General features: G+C 50.5%; 17 protein-coding genes. 10 read left to right on the forward strand and 7 right to left on the reverse strand.

The window, feature by feature from the left end:
• Positions 1-36: 36 nt before the first annotated feature.
• Positions 37-864, reverse strand: a complete 828-nt coding sequence (speE, locus tag FHS16_RS29695) for a polyamine aminopropyltransferase (RefSeq protein WP_183571079.1) — start codon at positions 862-864, stop codon at positions 37-39.
• 161 nt (positions 865-1,025) lie between these two features.
• Positions 1,026-1,175 carry a hypothetical protein gene (locus tag FHS16_RS29700; RefSeq protein ID WP_183571081.1) on the reverse strand — a complete coding sequence of 50 codons (150 nt, stop codon included), beginning with the start codon at positions 1,173-1,175 and terminating at the stop codon, positions 1,026-1,028.
• 277 nt (positions 1,176-1,452) lie between these two features.
• Here FHS16_RS29700 and FHS16_RS29705 point away from each other — a divergent pair, with 277 nt between their 5' ends.
• The 7 genes from FHS16_RS29705 to FHS16_RS29735 all read left to right on the forward strand — a co-directional run bounded on the left by FHS16_RS29705 (position 1,453) and on the right by FHS16_RS29735 (position 9,570).
• Positions 1,453-3,555 (forward strand): transglycosylase domain-containing protein, encoded by a 2,103-nt coding sequence (locus FHS16_RS29705; RefSeq protein ID WP_183571083.1) that lies wholly within the window; start codon positions 1,453-1,455, stop codon positions 3,553-3,555.
• 197 nt (positions 3,556-3,752) lie between these two features.
• Positions 3,753-4,034 carry a hypothetical protein gene (locus tag FHS16_RS29710; protein WP_183571085.1) on the forward strand — a complete coding sequence of 94 codons (282 nt, stop codon included), beginning with the start codon at positions 3,753-3,755 and terminating at the stop codon, positions 4,032-4,034.
• Positions 4,035-4,377: 343 nt separating this feature from the next.
• Complete coding sequence (gene cyoA / locus FHS16_RS29715) at positions 4,378-5,367, forward strand: ubiquinol oxidase subunit II (RefSeq protein WP_183571175.1); 990 nt, start codon at positions 4,378-4,380, stop codon at positions 5,365-5,367.
• Positions 5,368-5,429: 62 nt separating this feature from the next.
• The gene (locus FHS16_RS29720) at positions 5,430-7,400 is read left to right on the forward strand and encodes a cbb3-type cytochrome c oxidase subunit I (RefSeq protein ID WP_183571087.1); all 1,971 of its coding nucleotides are present in this window, start codon (positions 5,430-5,432) and stop codon (positions 7,398-7,400) included.
• The gene (gene cyoC / locus FHS16_RS29725; RefSeq protein WP_183571088.1) at positions 7,400-8,029 is read left to right on the forward strand and encodes a cytochrome o ubiquinol oxidase subunit III; all 630 of its coding nucleotides are present in this window, start codon (positions 7,400-7,402) and stop codon (positions 8,027-8,029) included. The genes FHS16_RS29720 and cyoC overlap by 1 nt, the downstream gene beginning before the upstream one ends.
• Before the next feature lies 1 nt (position 8,030).
• A complete protein-coding gene (cyoD, locus tag FHS16_RS29730; RefSeq protein WP_183571090.1) occupies positions 8,031-8,363 on the forward strand; it encodes a cytochrome o ubiquinol oxidase subunit IV in 333 nt (110 codons plus the stop codon).
• A gap of 175 nt (positions 8,364-8,538) precedes the next feature.
• Positions 8,539-9,570 (forward strand): GNAT family N-acetyltransferase, encoded by a 1,032-nt coding sequence (locus FHS16_RS29735; protein WP_183571092.1) that lies wholly within the window; start codon positions 8,539-8,541, stop codon positions 9,568-9,570.
• A gap of 171 nt (positions 9,571-9,741) precedes the next feature.
• Here FHS16_RS29735 and FHS16_RS29740 read toward each other — a convergent pair whose 3' ends face one another.
• The 5 genes from FHS16_RS29740 to FHS16_RS29760 all read right to left on the reverse strand — a co-directional run bounded on the left by FHS16_RS29740 (position 9,742) and on the right by FHS16_RS29760 (position 13,492).
• Positions 9,742-10,434: a hypothetical protein gene (locus FHS16_RS29740; RefSeq protein WP_183571094.1), complete on the reverse strand. Its 693-nt coding sequence runs from the start codon at positions 10,432-10,434 to the stop codon at positions 9,742-9,744.
• Positions 10,431-11,603: a hypothetical protein gene (locus FHS16_RS29745; RefSeq protein WP_183571096.1), complete on the reverse strand. Its 1,173-nt coding sequence runs from the start codon at positions 11,601-11,603 to the stop codon at positions 10,431-10,433. Before FHS16_RS29745 ends, FHS16_RS29740 begins: the two co-directional genes overlap by 4 nt.
• A gap of 27 nt (positions 11,604-11,630) precedes the next feature.
• A complete protein-coding gene (locus FHS16_RS29750; protein WP_183571098.1) occupies positions 11,631-12,206 on the reverse strand; it encodes a zf-HC2 domain-containing protein in 576 nt (191 codons plus the stop codon).
• Positions 12,203-12,862 carry a sigma-70 family RNA polymerase sigma factor gene (locus FHS16_RS29755; protein WP_312891122.1) on the reverse strand — a complete coding sequence of 220 codons (660 nt, stop codon included), beginning with the start codon at positions 12,860-12,862 and terminating at the stop codon, positions 12,203-12,205. Before FHS16_RS29755 ends, FHS16_RS29750 begins: the two co-directional genes overlap by 4 nt.
• Before the next feature lie 105 nt (positions 12,863-12,967).
• Complete coding sequence (locus tag FHS16_RS29760) at positions 12,968-13,492, reverse strand: YwhD family protein (protein WP_183571100.1); 525 nt, start codon at positions 13,490-13,492, stop codon at positions 12,968-12,970.
• 105 nt (positions 13,493-13,597) lie between these two features.
• On the opposite strand from FHS16_RS29760, the gene FHS16_RS29765 reads away from it, so the two are divergent.
• From FHS16_RS29765 to FHS16_RS29775, 3 genes are all read left to right on the forward strand, one after another.
• The gene (locus FHS16_RS29765; protein ID WP_183571102.1) at positions 13,598-15,613 is read left to right on the forward strand and encodes a M1 family metallopeptidase; all 2,016 of its coding nucleotides are present in this window, start codon (positions 13,598-13,600) and stop codon (positions 15,611-15,613) included.
• 27 nt (positions 15,614-15,640) lie between these two features.
• Positions 15,641-16,456 carry a hypothetical protein gene (locus tag FHS16_RS29770; protein WP_183571104.1) on the forward strand — a complete coding sequence of 272 codons (816 nt, stop codon included), beginning with the start codon at positions 15,641-15,643 and terminating at the stop codon, positions 16,454-16,456.
• A gap of 129 nt (positions 16,457-16,585) precedes the next feature.
• Positions 16,586-17,170 (forward strand): hypothetical protein, encoded by a 585-nt coding sequence (locus FHS16_RS29775; protein WP_183571106.1) that lies wholly within the window; start codon positions 16,586-16,588, stop codon positions 17,168-17,170.
• Positions 17,171-17,273 lie beyond the last annotated feature (103 nt).

The raw sequence follows: 17,273 nt of genomic DNA on the forward strand, positions 1-17,273 counted from the left end.
GGGCTTGTCCTCTCTTTCGTATAGCGTAGCCGCTGGTTACTTAATCAGGTCTTCAACGAATTTCGGCAGCACGAATGCTGCTTTGTGAAGGCGCGGCGTGTAGTATTTGGTATCGATTTCCGGAATTGCTGTCTCGTCAACAGCTGTCGGATCGTACTTCTTGCTTCCCATCGTGAACGTCCAAAGGCCGCTTGGGTAAGTTGGAATATTAGCGCCGTATACGCGAACGATCGGGAATACTTCCTTCACGTCTTTGTTTACGCTTTGGATCAGGTCAGCCTTGAACCAAGGGTTGTCCGTTTGCGCTACGAAAATGCCGTCTTCCTTCAACGACTCGTAGATGCCTTGGTAGAAGCCTTTCGTAAACAGGTTGGCAGCAGGGCCAACTGGCTCTGTGGAATCAACCATGATGACGTCATACGTATTTTTATGATCATGAATATGCATAAAGCCGTCGTTCACAAGCACTTCAACGCGCGGGTTGTCGAGCTCGCCAGCGATGGATGGCAAGTATTTTTTGGAGTACTCGATTACTTTACCGTCGATGTCGACCAGAACAGCCTTCTTCACCTTCGGGTGCTTCATTACCTCACGAATGACGCCGCCATCGCCGCCGCCTACTACAAGCACGTTCTCCGGGTTCGGGTGCGTGAAAAGAACAGGATGCGCAACCATCTCGTGGTATACGAACTCATCCTTAACTGTAGTCATAACCATGCCGTCAAGCACGAGCATCGTTCCGAACTCTTCCGTTTCGATCATATCCAGCTGTTGAAAATCCGTTTGTTCATTTACATAAGTTTTCGTAATCTTCGCCGTAATGCCGAAGCTATCTGTTTGTTTTTCCGTATACCACAATTCCATGTCGTAAAATCCCTTCTTTCCTTCAATCGTTCAACCTGTATTATATGCAAATTATTCATTCACTACAAGTATTCCTTGGCACGCTTTTTATTAAGGTTTTCCGAACGTTTTAATGGTTGTTGGATTGGTAATTGCGGTATGCCGGCTTTAAAAGTACTGCCTCAAGGCAAAAAAAACGTTAGATTTAAACGTTGGCCGTTTGTAGCTGCTATGTAGCTAATATTCTCGACGATGCCTGCTTCTCTAGCAGCGATCTGCTTCACCTTGATCTCGGCAAATCGATCCCGCACAAGCTTTCGCAAAGCCTCCATAGGCGTGTGTCCGCTCGCTTTGCAACCTTCCTCGAACTACGTTTATGAAGACCATGACATGGACTTCTCATCAACCGCATCCCCCTGTCCCCCGTCTTTACACGGATCGGGTTATGAATTAGCTAAGCGCAAACGATTGGGTTTCTCTTTCGGCACTCCTATTTTCCAACTTCATCTAACAAATATTTGCACGAATACGCGTGGCGTATGAATAGGGAGCCCCCCCTTTTTCCATACTAAGGAAAAGCGAAGCATTGCATTGAAGGGAGTCCGCTCCATGACCAAATCATCCAAACGGCAGCGCAAGACATGGCGTCGGCCTGCTTTTCCCATGTTATCCGAAAGGTTCCTTCCCCAAATGCTGCATATGAAAAAATGGCTTCGATGGTCGATTGCCGCAGTCTGCCTGCTGATCCTCCTTATGGCTGGCACGCTGATTTACCTTCGCACGCAATCGCTGCCGGTCACTGCCATTAGCCAAACCTCGCAAATAGTTGATCTGCAAGGCAACGTCATCGATACTTTCCATGCGGGCGAGAACCGCCGTTCCGTTCAGCTCTCGGACATCAACCACTATGTCCTTGACGCGACGCTCGCCATTGAGGATAAGCGTTTCTATGAGCATCGCGGTTTCGATATGAAAGGCATGGCGCGTGCGGTTGTCGTCAATGTCCAAAGCCTCTCTAAACGGCAAGGTGCCAGCACGCTCACCCAGCAGCTTGCGCGCAACCTGTATTTGACGCATGAGAGAACGTGGCAGCGCAAAATGAAAGAGGCCATGTATACGGTACAGCTCGAAATGAGCTACTCCAAGGATGAGATTCTTGGCATGTATTTGAATCAAATTTATTACGGGCACGGCTCTTATGGCATTGAAGCAGCGTCCATGATGTACTTCAACAAGCATGCCTCCGAGCTGTCGCTGGCGGAAAGCGCTATGCTGGCAGGAATTCCGAAAGGGCCCAAATATTATTCTCCTTATTTGAATATGAAAAACGCCAAGGATCGCCAGCTGACCATTCTGCAGGCGATGCTCGAGGGCGGATCCATTACATCCGAGCAAGCGGATGCCGCTTATGCCGAGGTTCTCGCTTTTCAGCCGCTCGGAACGGGCTCCCATGAAGGGTTCGCACCGTATTTCCGCGATTACATCCGATATATTGCCGTCGACAAGCTTGGGATCAATGAGCAGCTGCTGAACGAAGGCGGCATTACGATCTATACGACGCTGGATCCCGGGGCTCAGTCAACCGCCGAGGAGGTTATCGCCGAGGGTATTCCCGAGAGTTCCGAGCAGCAGGCAGCCCTCATCGCGATCGATCCGCGGAATGGGTACATTAAAGCCATGGTTGGCGGCAGAGACTACAAGCAGAACCAATATAACCGCGTATTCGCCAAAACAAGGCAGCCGGGCTCTTCCTTTAAGCCTTTTCTATATCTCACTGCGCTGCAAAGCGGCTATATGTCGCCCATTACCAAATATAAAAGCGAGCCGACGATCTTTACTTACGATGAAGGCCGCAAAACCTATGAACCCCGCAACTACGGCGATAAATATGTCAATGAGCTGATTGATATGCGCAAGGCGATGGCAAGCTCAGACAACATTTATGCCGTCAATACGATCATGACCGTAGGCGCTGACAAGGTTATTGAAACGGCGAGAAAGCTCGGCATTGACAGCCCCATGAAGCCCGTGCCTTCCCTTGCATTAGGCACATTTCCAGTCAGTCCCTTCGAAATGGCCTCTGCCTTTGGGACCTTTGCCAGCGGCGGCCTTCGGATTGAGCCTACTGCGATTATTCGCATCGAGGATCGCAAAGGACAGGTATTATATGAAGCGGAATCACAGACCGAGCAAGCCATTACGCCTGCAGAGGCCTATGTGATGACCAGCTTGCTCGAGAGTGTGTTTGACGAAGGAGGTACCGCGCATCGTGTATCTTCTATTATTAAGCGTCCAGTCGCAGGCAAGACAGGCACTACGTCTACGGACGCGTGGCTGGTTGGCTATACGCCTGAGCTTGCCACAGCCGTATGGGTCGGTTACGACAAGGACCGCAAGCTTACCGTTGCTGAGGCGTACCGCGCAGCACCGATCTTCGCCAAATTTACGGAGCAGGCGCTAGCCAGCGTTCCGCCGAAAATCTTTCCGATTCCTGATGGCGTCGTGAATCTATTCATCGAGCCCGCCAGCGGCAAGCTTGCTATCGGCGATTGTCCGGATAAGCGGCTGGAGAGCTTTTTAATCGGAACGGAGCCTACCGAGGTTTGCGGCAAGCCCGCCTCAGCAAGCGAGAGCGGCGGCGATGGCGAAGGCAGCAAAGGCGCCGGAGGACATTCCTGGTGGACTGATTTGAAGCGGTGGTGGACAGACTAATGAAGCAGAAGCCTGTTGCGCGATTGTAAGGCTGGCTTCTGCCTGCCCGATCATGCTGCCGATTCTGCTGCCTGCCGTGACCTTTGCACATTTTTGTCCGATTTATGATCAAAAAGTGAATTTTCTTTGAACAAAAGCATAATGTTGTGGTATAGTAAACATAAGAAAACACTTACAATTGACCGGGAGTGTTCAATATGACAACAAAAACAGCAACTATTAGCCAAGTTCAACATTCAAAATCAGATGTCAAGCGTCTTGTCAAGGCAATGACCGCCATTGCATGGGTCGTTCTAGCTGTTGGCGTTTTGCTTAGCCTCGTTAATCTAAGCCATTTCAGCGATCGAAATGTTGGGCTCATGGTCGGCATCGGGTTCCTCATCGGCAGCGTTCATATTTATGTCATTGGTACTGCGATTGGACTCGTTCATGCTCGTCTGAACCAAGAACAACCGTCGAATCATTCGGACATGGAGTAACATTAAACTTCAATTGAAAAATGTCTTCATTAAATAGACAGCTCCGCTCGGCTAACGCCAAGCGGAGCTGTCTATTTATATGTAAGGAACAGGACAGGCTTCTCCATTCCTTTCCTAAACCTCGACTTTTATATCCGTCATGAGACAATTCTCCGCCTTTTGGGTAATGATAGGTAAGAGGATACTTGGATGGGTAAGCCCTAAATCTAACAGTTGTCTAAGCCGTGAACTTTGTATTACAGAATAAAGACGAATTATTGACGTAATTGTTAACCCCGCAGTTATTCGCTTGAAGATCTGTTATTGTAGTCGTAAGCAGTAATTTTGAGGAGTTGAACTGATGATGAGACCGTTTCTTCGTGTGCTGACACCCGTATTTATTATGCTAATGGCCGTATTGCTTTCCGGCTGCGGCGAGCAGTTTATTGTGCTCGATCCCAAGGGGCCAATCGGCGAGTCTCAAAAAGATTTGATTTATTTCTCAACCATATTATGCGCGGTCATCATTGTGCCCGTACTCATCCTGACAGCTGTTATCGTCTGGCGCTATCGCGATAAGCCCGGCAGCAAGGCTTCCTATAAGCCGAACTGGGAACACAGCACGAAGCTTGAGATTACTTGGTGGAGTATTCCGATTGTAGCGATTCTCATTCTTGCGATCGTTACCGTTAAATACACGTACGCGCTCGAGCCTTCCAAACCGATCGAATCGGCCAAGGCGCCTATTACGATTCAAGTAACGTCACTGGATTGGAAATGGTTGTTCAAGTATCCCGAAGAGGATATCGCGACCATCAATTATATTAAAATACCGGAAGACGTGCCGATTAAGTTCCAGCTTACCTCCGATACGGCAATGAACTCCTTCTGGGTACCACAGCTTGGCGGCCAAATCTATTCCATGTCCGGTATGGCGATGACGCTCTTCCTGCAAGCCGATGAGCAAGGCAGCTATTACGGTTCAGGCGCCAACTTCACGGGCAAGGATTTCGCGAAAATGACGTTTAAAGTCGACGCGACGTCCGAGGAAGACTATAAAGCCTGGGTCGATGAGGTGAAAGCAACTTCGCCTGCCCTAACCATGGAAGGCTTCGAGAAATTGACGGAGCCAAGCACATCTGACGTGCAGCTGTTCTCCAGCTTCCCTGAAGGCTTGTTCCAAAAAGTAGTCATGCAGTATGTAAATGGCGGCGGCGGAGCTCATCAGCATCATGGCAGCAGCGAGGCAGAAGCCACCGGAACGACAGATACAGAGGCCGCTCCTGCGGATACGACTGAGTCCCATGACCACAATGCCAGTAATACGGATTCAAATACTCATGCGGGCCATTAACCCGCTAACAAGCGAATGCTTAAGAAGCGAGTTTGTTCCACAAACTTTTAGGAGGACCCCTCATGTTAGACAAAATTAAAGAATTCGCATCCGAATTTTTCGTCACTGGCGATCCGCTTATTCTAGGGGCTCAAGTGTCCATCGGCTTGTCGCTCGTCGCGATCATATTCGTGCTTACGTTCTTCAAAAAATGGCGCTGGCTTTGGACCGAATGGCTAACCAGCGTCGATCATAAGAAAATCGGCATCATGTATATCATTGCATCTATCCTTATGCTGTTCCGCGGCGGCGTAGATGCACTGCTCATGCGGGTACAGCTTGCCGCCCCAGAGGTGGAGTTCCTGCAGCCTGAGCATTATAATCAGATATTCACCACGCACGGCGTTATCATGATTTTGTTTATGGCGATGCCGCTTATGTTCGGTTTGTTCAATATCGTCGTTCCGCTCCAGATCGGGGCACGCGACGTTGCCTTTCCGTTCCTGAACTCCCTCAGCTTCTGGATGTTCTTCTTCGGCGCCATGCTGTTCAACGTTTCATTCATTATCGGCGGATCGCCGGATGCAGGCTGGCTGGCTTACCCGCCGTTGTCAGAGCTTTCGGGAAGTCCGGGTCTCGGTCAGGATTTCTATATCTGGGGTATTCAAATCTCGGGTATCGGCTCCTTGGCAACCGGCATTAACTTTGTCGTCACGATTCTCAAAATGCGCGCACCAGGCATGAAGCTTATGCAAATGCCGATGTTCGTATGGTCCGTGCTGTCATCTTGCATTACGATCATGTTCGCCTTTCCGATCTTGACCGTAACTCTATTCCTGCTATTCATTGACCGCTATCTTGGCGCGCATTTCTTCACGCTCGACGGCGGAGGGAATCCGATGATGTACATCAACCTCATCTGGATGTGGGGACATCCCGAGGTATATATTGTCATCTTGCCAGCGTTCGGTATATTCTCCGAGATCGTATCGGCTTTCTCTAAGAAAAAATTGTTCGGCTACAAATCGATGGTATTCGCCCTCATGTCCATCAGCTTCTTTTCCTTCTTTACTTGGGCGCATCACTTCTTCACCATGGGCTCCGGGGCCAACGTTAATGCGTTCTTCGCTTTGACGACGATGCTCATTGCCATCCCTACCGGGGTCAAAATATTCAACTGGCTGTTCACGATGTACCGCGGCCGAATTACGTTTACGACGCCGATGATGTGGACGATAGCCTTTATACCGTGCTTTGTAGTAGGCGGTATGACCGGCGTGCTATTATCCGTGGCGCCAGCAGACTTTCAGTTCCATAACAGCTACTTTCTAATCGCGCATTTCCATCAGGTGCTGATCGGCGGCGTCGTGTTCGGATACTTCGCGGGCCTTTATTACTGGTGGCCAAAAATGTTCGGTTTCCGCCTTCATGAAGGCCTTGGCAAATGGGCTTTCTGGTTCTGGAACATCGGCTTCTACGTCTGCTTCATGCCACAGTACGCACTTGGTCTAATGGGAATGACACGCCGCTTCAACGCCTATGACTTCGATATGGGCTGGCAGCCGCTTAACGTCGTATCCACTGTCGGCGCATTCTTGATGGGTATCGCATTTATATTCCAAGTGTGGCAGATTGCCCATAGCATTCGTTTCTTCAAAAAAGAAAAAGACGGCGACGCATGGGATGGCCGCACGCTTGAATGGTCTATTCCGTCACCTGCGCCGCTTTATAACTTCGCCCGCTTGCCGCAGGTTACAAGCCAAGACGAGTGGTGGGAAGAGAAGCAGCGCATTGCGAACGGCCAGCCTGCCAAGCCATTGGCACCGCTTGAGCCGATTCATATGCCGAAAAACTCCGGTATCCCGTTCATCATGTCGCTCTGCTGGTTTACGGCTGGCTTCGGCTTCGTATGGGATTGGCTGTGGATGGCCATACCAGGCCTGATCGGCGTAGCCATATGCATGCTCGCCCGTTCGTTCTCCTACGATACCGATTATTATATTCCGGTAGATGAGATTGAACGTACGGAAGCCGCATTAAGGGGGACAAAATAATGGCACATGCAGTATCCAACCCGGCAGGAGCACATGGCGGACACGGCAACGGCCACCATGAGGAGCATCACGATCAAGAATCGATGAAAATGTTCGGCTTCTGGCTGTTTCTCATAACAGACGTTATTCTATTTGGTACCTTATTCGCTACCTTCGTCGTCCTCCGTCTCAATACAGACGGAGGCCCGACAGGCGCAGAGCTGCTTGAGATGAACGGGATTATTATCTCGACCTTCATCCTGCTGACCAGCAGCTTCACGAGCGGAATTGCGGTGCTTGAGATGAACAAAGGCAATAAGCGCGGTCTAATTCTGTGGCTTGCCATCACCGCTTTGCTCGGTGCTTCCTTTATTTTTCTTGAGGTTAACGAGTTCATCCATTTGGTGCACGAAGGTGCGAATATCGGCACCAGCGCTTACTGGTCCGCGTTCTTTGTTCTAGTTGGTACGCACGGACTTCACGTTTCGGTCGGCCTTGTGTGGATGATTGCGCTTATGCTTCAGCTTAGCCGCCGCGGAATTACTCCCGTTACGAAGCGCAAGGTCGGCATCATCAGCTTGTACTGGCATTTCTTGGACGTCGTTTGGATTTTCGTATTCACAATCGTTTATCTGATGGGGGTGATGTAGGATGTCGAACCATAACTCGCATGGTCATGATGCGCAGCACGAAGCTCATGGCGGCTCGATGAAGTCCTATGTTATCGGCTTCCTGTTCTCCATCATTCTGACGATTATCCCGCTCGTCGTCGTCATGAATGATATGCTCGGCAAAACAGCGACTACCGTGCTCATTCTCATTATGGCCATTTTGCAGTTCGCCGTTCAGCTTATCTTCTTCATGCATATCCGCGATGAAGAGAAGCCTCGCTTTAACCTAATGGCGCTCATTTTCGGACTCGTGATTCTGCTCACGATCGTAGCCGGCTCCATTTGGATTATGACCTACAATGCTGTTGGCTAACGCCGACTGCGCTTAATAAGACCGTACCGAAGTCGTTGCGACTGGTACGGTCTTTTTCGTGCATTACAACAAGGCCTCCCACTGTTCTTTATTGGATATAGCCAAACTCTCCCTAGCATCTTCCGCAATAAATATGCCACAATCTCCCTATAAACGAGTTTACTAAAATCATGAGGTGATCAAGATAACCATTACTCTTCGGCCCTTGCAGCTCCCAGGCGACTACGAGCAGCTAGCCCAGTTACTGAATCAAGTGTGGTCGGAGCCGACCACCGCGCAGCGCCTTCTAGAAGACGATCAGAAGCTGTATGAAGTAGGACACACGTGGATGGACGAAAATGGTCTGCTTGGCGGGTATGACCGAGAGCGCCAGGCAGCCGTTAACGAGCACGGAGAAATCGTAGGTTTTGCATGGTCTTGGCGGGCGCCATGGACAGAGCCCGGCTACTTGTGCAACACCCTCATTGTGGATGAGGCTTACCGCAACCGTGGTATAGGCAGCTTGCTGCTGCGTCATATCACACAATGGGCATCGAAGCTCGGTGCAGCCGCGCTGCTCGCAGAAGTGTGGGACGACCATGCCGAGGCTAGACAATTCGCGACCAAACGCGGCTTTGCGATCGAACGCCATGCCTTTCAATCGCTGCTTCAGCTCGATTCCGGAGAATGCCGGCACGCAGCTCTTGCGCCTGAACAGCCCGACCTGCGCTTTCTCACGCTTTCCGATGAGCCCGGCGAAGTAAGCGATCATAAACTTTATGCGCTGTACAAGGAGTCGTTAGTTGATATTCCCGGATTTATGGGCGAGGTGCCTGCCTATGAAGAATGGCTCAAATGGTACTTGAAGGTCGATGGCTTCGCACCCGAACGGGTGATCATAGCAGCCGATGGAGATACATTTGTCGGTGTAACCAACGTGCTGCATAATCTTCAGACGAACGGCATGTATCACGAATATACGGGCGTAAGTCGCAGCTATAGAGGCAGAAAAGTCGCTCTAGCCTTGAAGATAAAAGCGATTGAGCTTGCCCTCGAGCATGGGGCTTCCTACATTCGTACCGATAACGATTCGCTGAATGTACCCATCCTATCCATTAATCGCAAGCTGGGCTATGTGCCTCTGCGAGGCTCTTACCGCCTCCTCGCTCCTCTTGAGACCGTAATAGCAAGTCTGAACCAGCAAAGCCCACTTCATAAGAGCGTATAATGACCAGTCCTACAAAAGATCGTGTAATGAACAATCCTACAAAACGGTCAGTTTTCACACACCTACACGAATAAAAGGTTGCAGGCCAGTTACTCAGTGACCGGTAAAGCAAAAAGACCTTGGGGAGAATGAGAATTCTCCAAGGTCTTTTTACGAGCTATTAAGTCAGCATTAACGTCCTTTTTCCACTACCTCAACGCCCTTCGGCACAATCAGGGTCAGCCTAGTATCAACCGAATCAGAGATGAGCCCGCTATCACGCCGATCGACTGCACCGACCATAACATACATGGTTGAGCCAATGATCTCGGTCTGCATGATCTTGCTGTCCAGCCGGTCCAGCTTCTCCGAAGAGCGATAACGAACTTGGCCAATGAGCTGCAGCTCCCGAGCATCCGTTTGGTCCAATTCAATCCCATCCCATGCTTGCACGACGATCTTATTGATGCTCGCAGGCACCTTTACCGTTTTGGTCTCGACGAAAGCCGTACGCTGCGTCATATTCAGTCCTCTTTGCAGCTCATCGAATAATCCCGTAGACATGAGAAGGGCAAGCCCTAAGCTCACCGTTCCGATTGCGCCAACAAAAAACACGCTCATCCAATCGTAGCGAACGACCGTGCGATTGCTATTCGAAAACTTCAAATAAAGCAGCAGCTCAGCCCCGAGCATAATAAATACAACGGGAGCAACCCACAAGAGCACCTCGAATGCCTCCATGTCCTGCCACAGCGATACCGCGAGCGCCGTACCGATGAGCATCAGCGTTACCCCCATGGAAAGGGAGCCTACGCGCCATGTCCGGATATTTATCGGCTCATGAACGACTGCTTGAGCTGCATGCGGCGGGATTACCGTGTTCAATGCGACTCCTCCTCACGTTTTGGAATACGCGACTTTGGCAGCTCAGGCGGCTTTCCTCTGAATATATCAGTAGATGGCCGATTGCCGAAGGCTAGGCGCAATCCCACAATAATCATTATAAAAGCAACGACAGCAGTCGGAATCATGTATTTGACCTGCATATATTGATTGTACAGCTGACTCGAGAAATGAGACGTAACCTCGGCAGCGACACGGTCCATTAAATAATAAACGCCGAATCCGAGCAGCCCGATCCCAAACCATCTTTGATAAGGAACCAGCTGCGTAAGGACAGGCTCGTCCGTAAGGTCCTCCCGCTCATAACGCGAAGCCTGCTGCAGCGCATCAAAGAACGCATAACACCAGAACAGCGGGAGCAGGAAGAAGAACAGCGACAGCCGCAGATTGTCCATAATGAATATGGTCAGTAGAAAACCGCCCATCAACTGCAGCCCTCGTTTTTGCAAGCCCAAATAAAGATGTCCCGCTCCTGGGAAAATAGATAATGCGATCGCCAGCACCTTGCTCTTGCGTCCGGAGGCGATATACGATTCCATATCCTCGAATATAGCCCGATCCATAAGAAGCTCGCCGCGATGCTTGGCATTCAGCTGGCTTATCGCATCGAACATGCTGTAGATCCAAATCACGGGCAAAGCAAGCAGAAATACGAGCAGCTCTCCCCTATGAATAATCGCACTCAGAAATACGATGATCGCAAACCATCCGATAAACGAAATAAGTATCGTGATGCCGCGCTGCATAAGACCCATATTCATATGGCCCAGTCCAGGTATGAAGGAGAACAGGATCGTTCTCGTTTTCTCTCGCTGCTGCTCAAGCGCAAGCGGTACAAAGCCGGGACCGAAGTGATCGCCGGGGTGTTCGAAAGGATGCTGAACCACATGCGGCGATACGCCTTTGCCAACAAGCAGCGTAAACAGCATATCGACCATGTTCACGATCCATGTGATGAGCGCCACGAACACCAAGAAAAACATAAACCCGTCATCCATGCTAGCGCCGGTAATCGCAATAAGCAGCATCAGGCCAAGTGAGCCAAAAAAACCTCCGCCGTACAGCACTGCGCGTACGGGACGATTGATATATCCATGCCCGACACCGGGCAGGAATGCGAGTAAAAATGCCAATAAGGGGCTTTTGTTCATGCTGTATCATTCCTTTCTATTATGGTTTTATGGTTTAAAACGGGTAGCCTTCAAGCTGTCCAACCATGACCCGGTTTGGTTAACGATCTGATCCGACCATGATTCCGAATATTTGTTGTCGTCCTCATCAGGCTTCGGCTCCACGATCGGCTGGCGATTCTCATTCAGATCATGTTGAACCAGTTTCTGCGAGAAGGAGGCGAATGTTCCGCTTATAAGCAGCAGCAGCGTAATGGAGGCTGCAATCGTATAGTGTGTGATTGGATGCTGCAGCCAGGTGCGCAGGCGCGGCGCCTTTTCCAGCTTGGATTCGGACACATGCCGCTTAGATGCAACGGCTTCTTGCCGAAGCTCTTCCATTAGCTGTCCTACCACACGCTGCTCAAGCAAAGCCATGTCAGGAAGGATTAAGCGAGAAGAGCTATTCTCGGCGAATGAGGCTGAAAGCTCCTCTTCCTCCGACCATGCAATGGCATCCATCAAAAGCTGCAAACACAAATCGCAGCCGGCCAAATGCCGTTCTGCCTCTGACCGTTCAACACCCGTCAACTTGTCCTTCACGTACAGAATCATTCGATCCTGCGCGATATGCTCATCTCTCATTCGAAATCCTCCTTCCGCCAGTGGCGCCTCATCCAGCTTCTAGCCCGGTACAGCCTTGACTCTACGCTCTTAAGCTCCAGTCCCGTTTCAGCGGCTATCTGCTCGTACGACTTATCTTCCATATAATAAGCCATGACGACCTCGCGATAATTATTCGGCATCTCGTCTACCCGGTCTCGGATATGCTTCCGATCCGCTTGTTCCATCGCAACCACCTCGGCAGCGGGCATAACCGCGTTATCCTCCTGCTGTTTTTCCGATAGGGTGTCGCTGTCCCCAAGCTCTTCCGGCCTTCGCGCCCTGCTTCGTTTGAAATCAATCGATCGGTTAACGGCAATGCGCGTTATCCAGGTTTTCAATCCATCTAATCGGCAATCCGGAAGGGAGCGATAGATTTGCAGCAGCACTTCCTGCGTAACATCCTCCGCATCATGCGGAGAATGAAGCACTGCGAAGACTGTTCTATATATATAAGGACCATATGCTTGCACAAAAGGGCCATAATGCTCGGGCCCGCCCTTCTGCACCGCCTTGATCCAATCTTCATCTTGAATGTCGCTCCACTCCTTCCCAATCCAATAGACGCCAGCCAGTCCCTCTTCCCCTGCACTGCCGTCAAAAATAATTTCAGCTCTTGCGCAAATGCATCCGCTCACGCAAAAACCTCATCATTCGTAAGGGCGTGCCCCTGCGAACGATGAGGTTCTTATCCTTTATTGCCGCAAGCGCACACCTTGCTTCTTTGCCGCTGCTGCGTTTTCCTACCCGCCAAGCGACTGCTTAAGCTCTTCGGGCGAGCGGTCCCACCATTCTTGGTTGTGTTCGACCAGAAGCTTCCGCAGCGCCGCTCTCTCTACCTCGCCAAGCTCGGTCAGGTTATAGCGGCGTTTGATGGAATGATCCAGCTTATTAACGTGGTCGGCTAGAATCTTCCAGCCCCGGCGCGCCTCGGAATCAATCAGCATTTCGCATGCCGTTGCGCCGGCGTAATATGACCCTTCCTCGTTGCGGTCAACGGCTACCCAGACGATCCAGCACTGGCGCCCGTTCGGCGTGTCCTCTTTGTTTGGCGTGAACTTGATGCCGCGCTCCACCTTGCTTTTGGCATGCATGGCCCCAACATCGATATAAGCGACTCCGTCATCGATAATGACACAGGATACGGCGCTTAGATCGATTGTCCCTGCACCAAAGCCTTTATGTTGTTTGCTGCTCACTACGTTGAGCGACAGTGATTTCTTTTCCTTTTTTTCCGGCTGAGCCGGCTGTCCTTGTTCTTCCGTCATGCGTATTCACACCTTCCCCATACAATAATTCCATTTTAGCTAATAATCATCGAAAAGCAAACATATACATGCTGTAGATGCTTGTCAACGGGAGGGAAACGTTCAATGACTCCACGCTATTTCAAACGAATTTTACTCGTAATACTCGCAGTCGTCATGCTCGGCTTATCGGTGCACTACGGCTTCGGGAATGCTTGGCAATCCCAATATACGTATGCTTTTGCCCCCGCCGCCAAAGCCAAGCAAGCACCTGCTCCTGCGCCGAAATCGGCCAAGCCGCCAACCGTGCAGGAACCAAACACCGTCATGACGCCAAAGCCGGAGGAGCTCAGCAATCGTGTTGTTGAGTACCATATTAGCGTGCATTTGGTTGATGATGCCAAGGGATTGAACGGGGACCAAACGGTCACTTGGAATAACCCTGGGAAAAAAGAGGTGTCCGAGCTCTACTTCCATCTATACCCGAATGCCTTCCAGTCCGATGAATCCACTTTCATGAAGGAATCGGGAGGCAAGCTGCGGCAGGATGAGGCAACGCTGAACAGCAAGGGCTACATGAAGCTGCTTACGCTGGAGACGCTTGATGGCGAAAGCCTGCTGCCGCGCCTGCAATACGTTCAGCCTGATGACGGCAACGATAATGACTTCACCTTGGCCAAAATCCGGCTGCCTGAGCCTGTAGCCCCGGGGAAGTCGGTTACGCTTCGCATGGGCTATGAAGTAAAGCTGCCCGAGGTGTTCGCAAGAATGGGCTATTCCGGTGATTTTGTGATGGCGGGGCAATGGTTTCCCAAAATTGCGGTCTATGAGCCGACTGGAACACGCGGACGAACAGCCGAGGGCTGGAATGTTCACCAGTATCACGGAAATTCCGAATTTTACAGCGACTTCGGCATCTACAGCGTAAGAATTAAAGTGCCGGAAGCTTACACCGTGGCCGCTACCGGCTTTCAAACCAAGCCTATCGAAATCAAGGATCAAATGAAGGTCTACCAGTTTTATGCAGATGATGTGCACGACTTTGCATGGTCGGCCTCTCCCGACTTCGTCTATGAAGAGACGGCCTATTCCGATAAGGGCATACCAGGCGTTCGTATAAAGCTCTATCTAGACCCGTCGCACGCCGCCTTGAAGGACCGCTACATGCATGCTGCCAAATCAGCACTCTCGAGCTACGCCAAATGGTATGGGGAGTACCCCTATAGCACGCTATCGATTGTCGTACCGCCTAAAGGAGCAAACGGCGCCGGCGGAATGGAATACCCTACCCTCATCACGGCCTTCGCTGCGGAGAAGCAGAATCCAGGCTACGATCTGGAACGTACGGTCGTTCATGAGATCGGACACCAGTATTGGTACGGAATGGTCGCCTCCAACGAATTCGAAGAAGCGTGGCTGGATGAAGGCTTTACGTCTTATGCGGAGGATAAGGTGATGGAGACGACGTATGGCGTAGAATCCAATCTGCGCGTGGAGGCCAGCTACATGACCGATCCTGCCCCTTTGAAGCAGCCTTCGTGGGCGTATGGCAGCCATTCGCAATATGCCGAAAACGTCTATATGCGCGCCAAGCTTGTGCTAATCGGCATCGAGAATCAGGTCGGCTCCCGAACGATGCAGAAAATTCTGCGCACTTACTTCCAGAAGTTCAAATTTAAGCACCCTACTTCATCCGACTTCCAGCGGGTTGTGGAGCAGGTGACCAAGACCAAATGGCATGATTATTTCAGCCAATACGTATATGACGATCAAATGGCAGACTTCTCGATCGAATCCATTCATGTCCGTCCTGTCACGCAGGATGGCGCCAACATGTACGAGTCCATCGTCCTTGTCAAAAAGAACGGCGGCACCAATGGCGACATAAAAATTCTCATGCGCTTTAAAGACGGCTCAGAGGTCACAAAGCTATGGCATGCGGAAGAATCGCATATGCAATATAAGCTCCTGCACTCCACTCCGCTCGAATGGGCGATGGTTGACCCCAAATACAGCAATGTGCTCGATAACAAGCTCATCAACAACTATATGCAGGCCCAGCTGCCCGAAGACACGCGAACGAGATGGAGCCTCGGTACGGTCAAGCTGATTGAAGGTCTGCTCGGGTCGCTGAGCTGGTAAGTAACTGCGTTCAAGGAGCGATAAACGATGAAGATACATGTCAAGCAAGGCTGGCAACTGGCAGTCAAGCATTTCTACCTTGTCATCTTATTATTTCTATACCAGCTGCTGTGGGGATTTTTCCTCTACCGCTTTATTGATTCGGTCGTGTCGCCTTTGCTGCGAAGATATCCGGGCTCTTATCCGTCCGACACGGCAGCCCAGGTCTTCATGACCGAGGCGCAGTTCCAGCTGTTCAAGACCGATATTATCTCTCCTTATGTATGGATGCTAGGAGGCCTTTTGGCGGCAAGAATGCTGCTCACCCCATTATTCAACGCCGGGCTATTCTATTCGTTCAATCAAGCACGCTCAGACGGCAGCACGCGCTTCCTGGAGGGCATTAAAAAAACGTGGAAGCCGGTCGTCCTGCTTTACTGGATAGAAGCCGTACTTTCCATTGCACCTGCTTGGTATGTGCTGCCGCGTTCATTAGACGCTCTCCTTGAGAGCGGCTCCACGACTGAGCTGCTGCAGGCCGTTCTTCCAGGGGCCGCACTGTGGCTGCTCTGGGGCACTGTGCTGCATTTGATGTTTCTCGCCATGCAGTTCGGGGCCACATCGGGAGAAGGCGTATTCCGTTCCCTGTGGCGCGCACTCCGCAACTTCCTCTCTTATGCGGCTATCTCGCTCATAATGTGGGGAATCGGCGCTGCGGCCGGGCTCGTGGTCACAAGCTTATCCATGCTGTGGGCTGGGCTGTTCGCGCTCATATTGCATCAGGGCTACCACCTCATTCGCACGCTAATGAAGGTGTGGACGATAGCCGCTCAGTACGATTGCCTTCAAACGAAACAGCTTTAGCGCGAGTAGGCCTTCAACTCCACGAATGATGTGGAAATGAAGGCTTTTTTTTGTAATTCCAGCGCAACTAAACGATGTCATTTCTGTATAAATAGTTGTATGAAATTAAAAGTTGGAGGATACACGCAAATGATGCGTAAAAAACTAGTCATTTTATCAATGGCCCTGCTACTCGCCGGCGGTTCAATCGTTGCAGCAGACAAATTAATGCAGAAGGTTACGCTGCTTTACAATAATAAGCAATCGTCGGAAGACGGACTTCTTGTCGACGACAAAGTGTATATCAACATTCGCTCGTTATCCGACTCCTTGCAGGCTTTTATCCAATGGAAAGGCAGCGAAAAGAAGCTTGTCATCCAAAAACCGAACGTCCACATGTTTATGATGAACGAGAAAAGAACCATGTTCGGTCAGGTGGAAAAGGGAAGCGTCCAGAAGTTCTTGGTACAAGCGCAAATCGACAATTTGAATGTAGCGATAACGGAATTCAAGGTCACGCTTACGGATCCTAACGACAAAGAAATAACAATTGATAGGCGCAGCCAAGCGGATGATGATTTCAAGGAATTTGTCGAGAAGGACACCTTCTGGTTCAGCTCCAAGCTTGTCTCTTATGATTTCAAATACGCCGGAAGATACAAGCTGCGCTTCTGGATGGAGCAGAAGAATGCCGAGCCTCAGTTGATATCAGAGAAAATCATCACGGCCAAATAGGACACTGTATTCAAGCGGAGATATACAAATCACAACAAAACCTCTGTTCATTCAGAGGTTTTTTGCATGAAAATTTTCTAATCTTTTTCTCGCAAATCATTCA

It is taken from the genome of Paenibacillus endophyticus, from assembly GCF_014192395.1.
Lineage (GTDB): Bacteria > Bacillota > Bacilli > Paenibacillales > Paenibacillaceae > Pristimantibacillus > Pristimantibacillus endophyticus.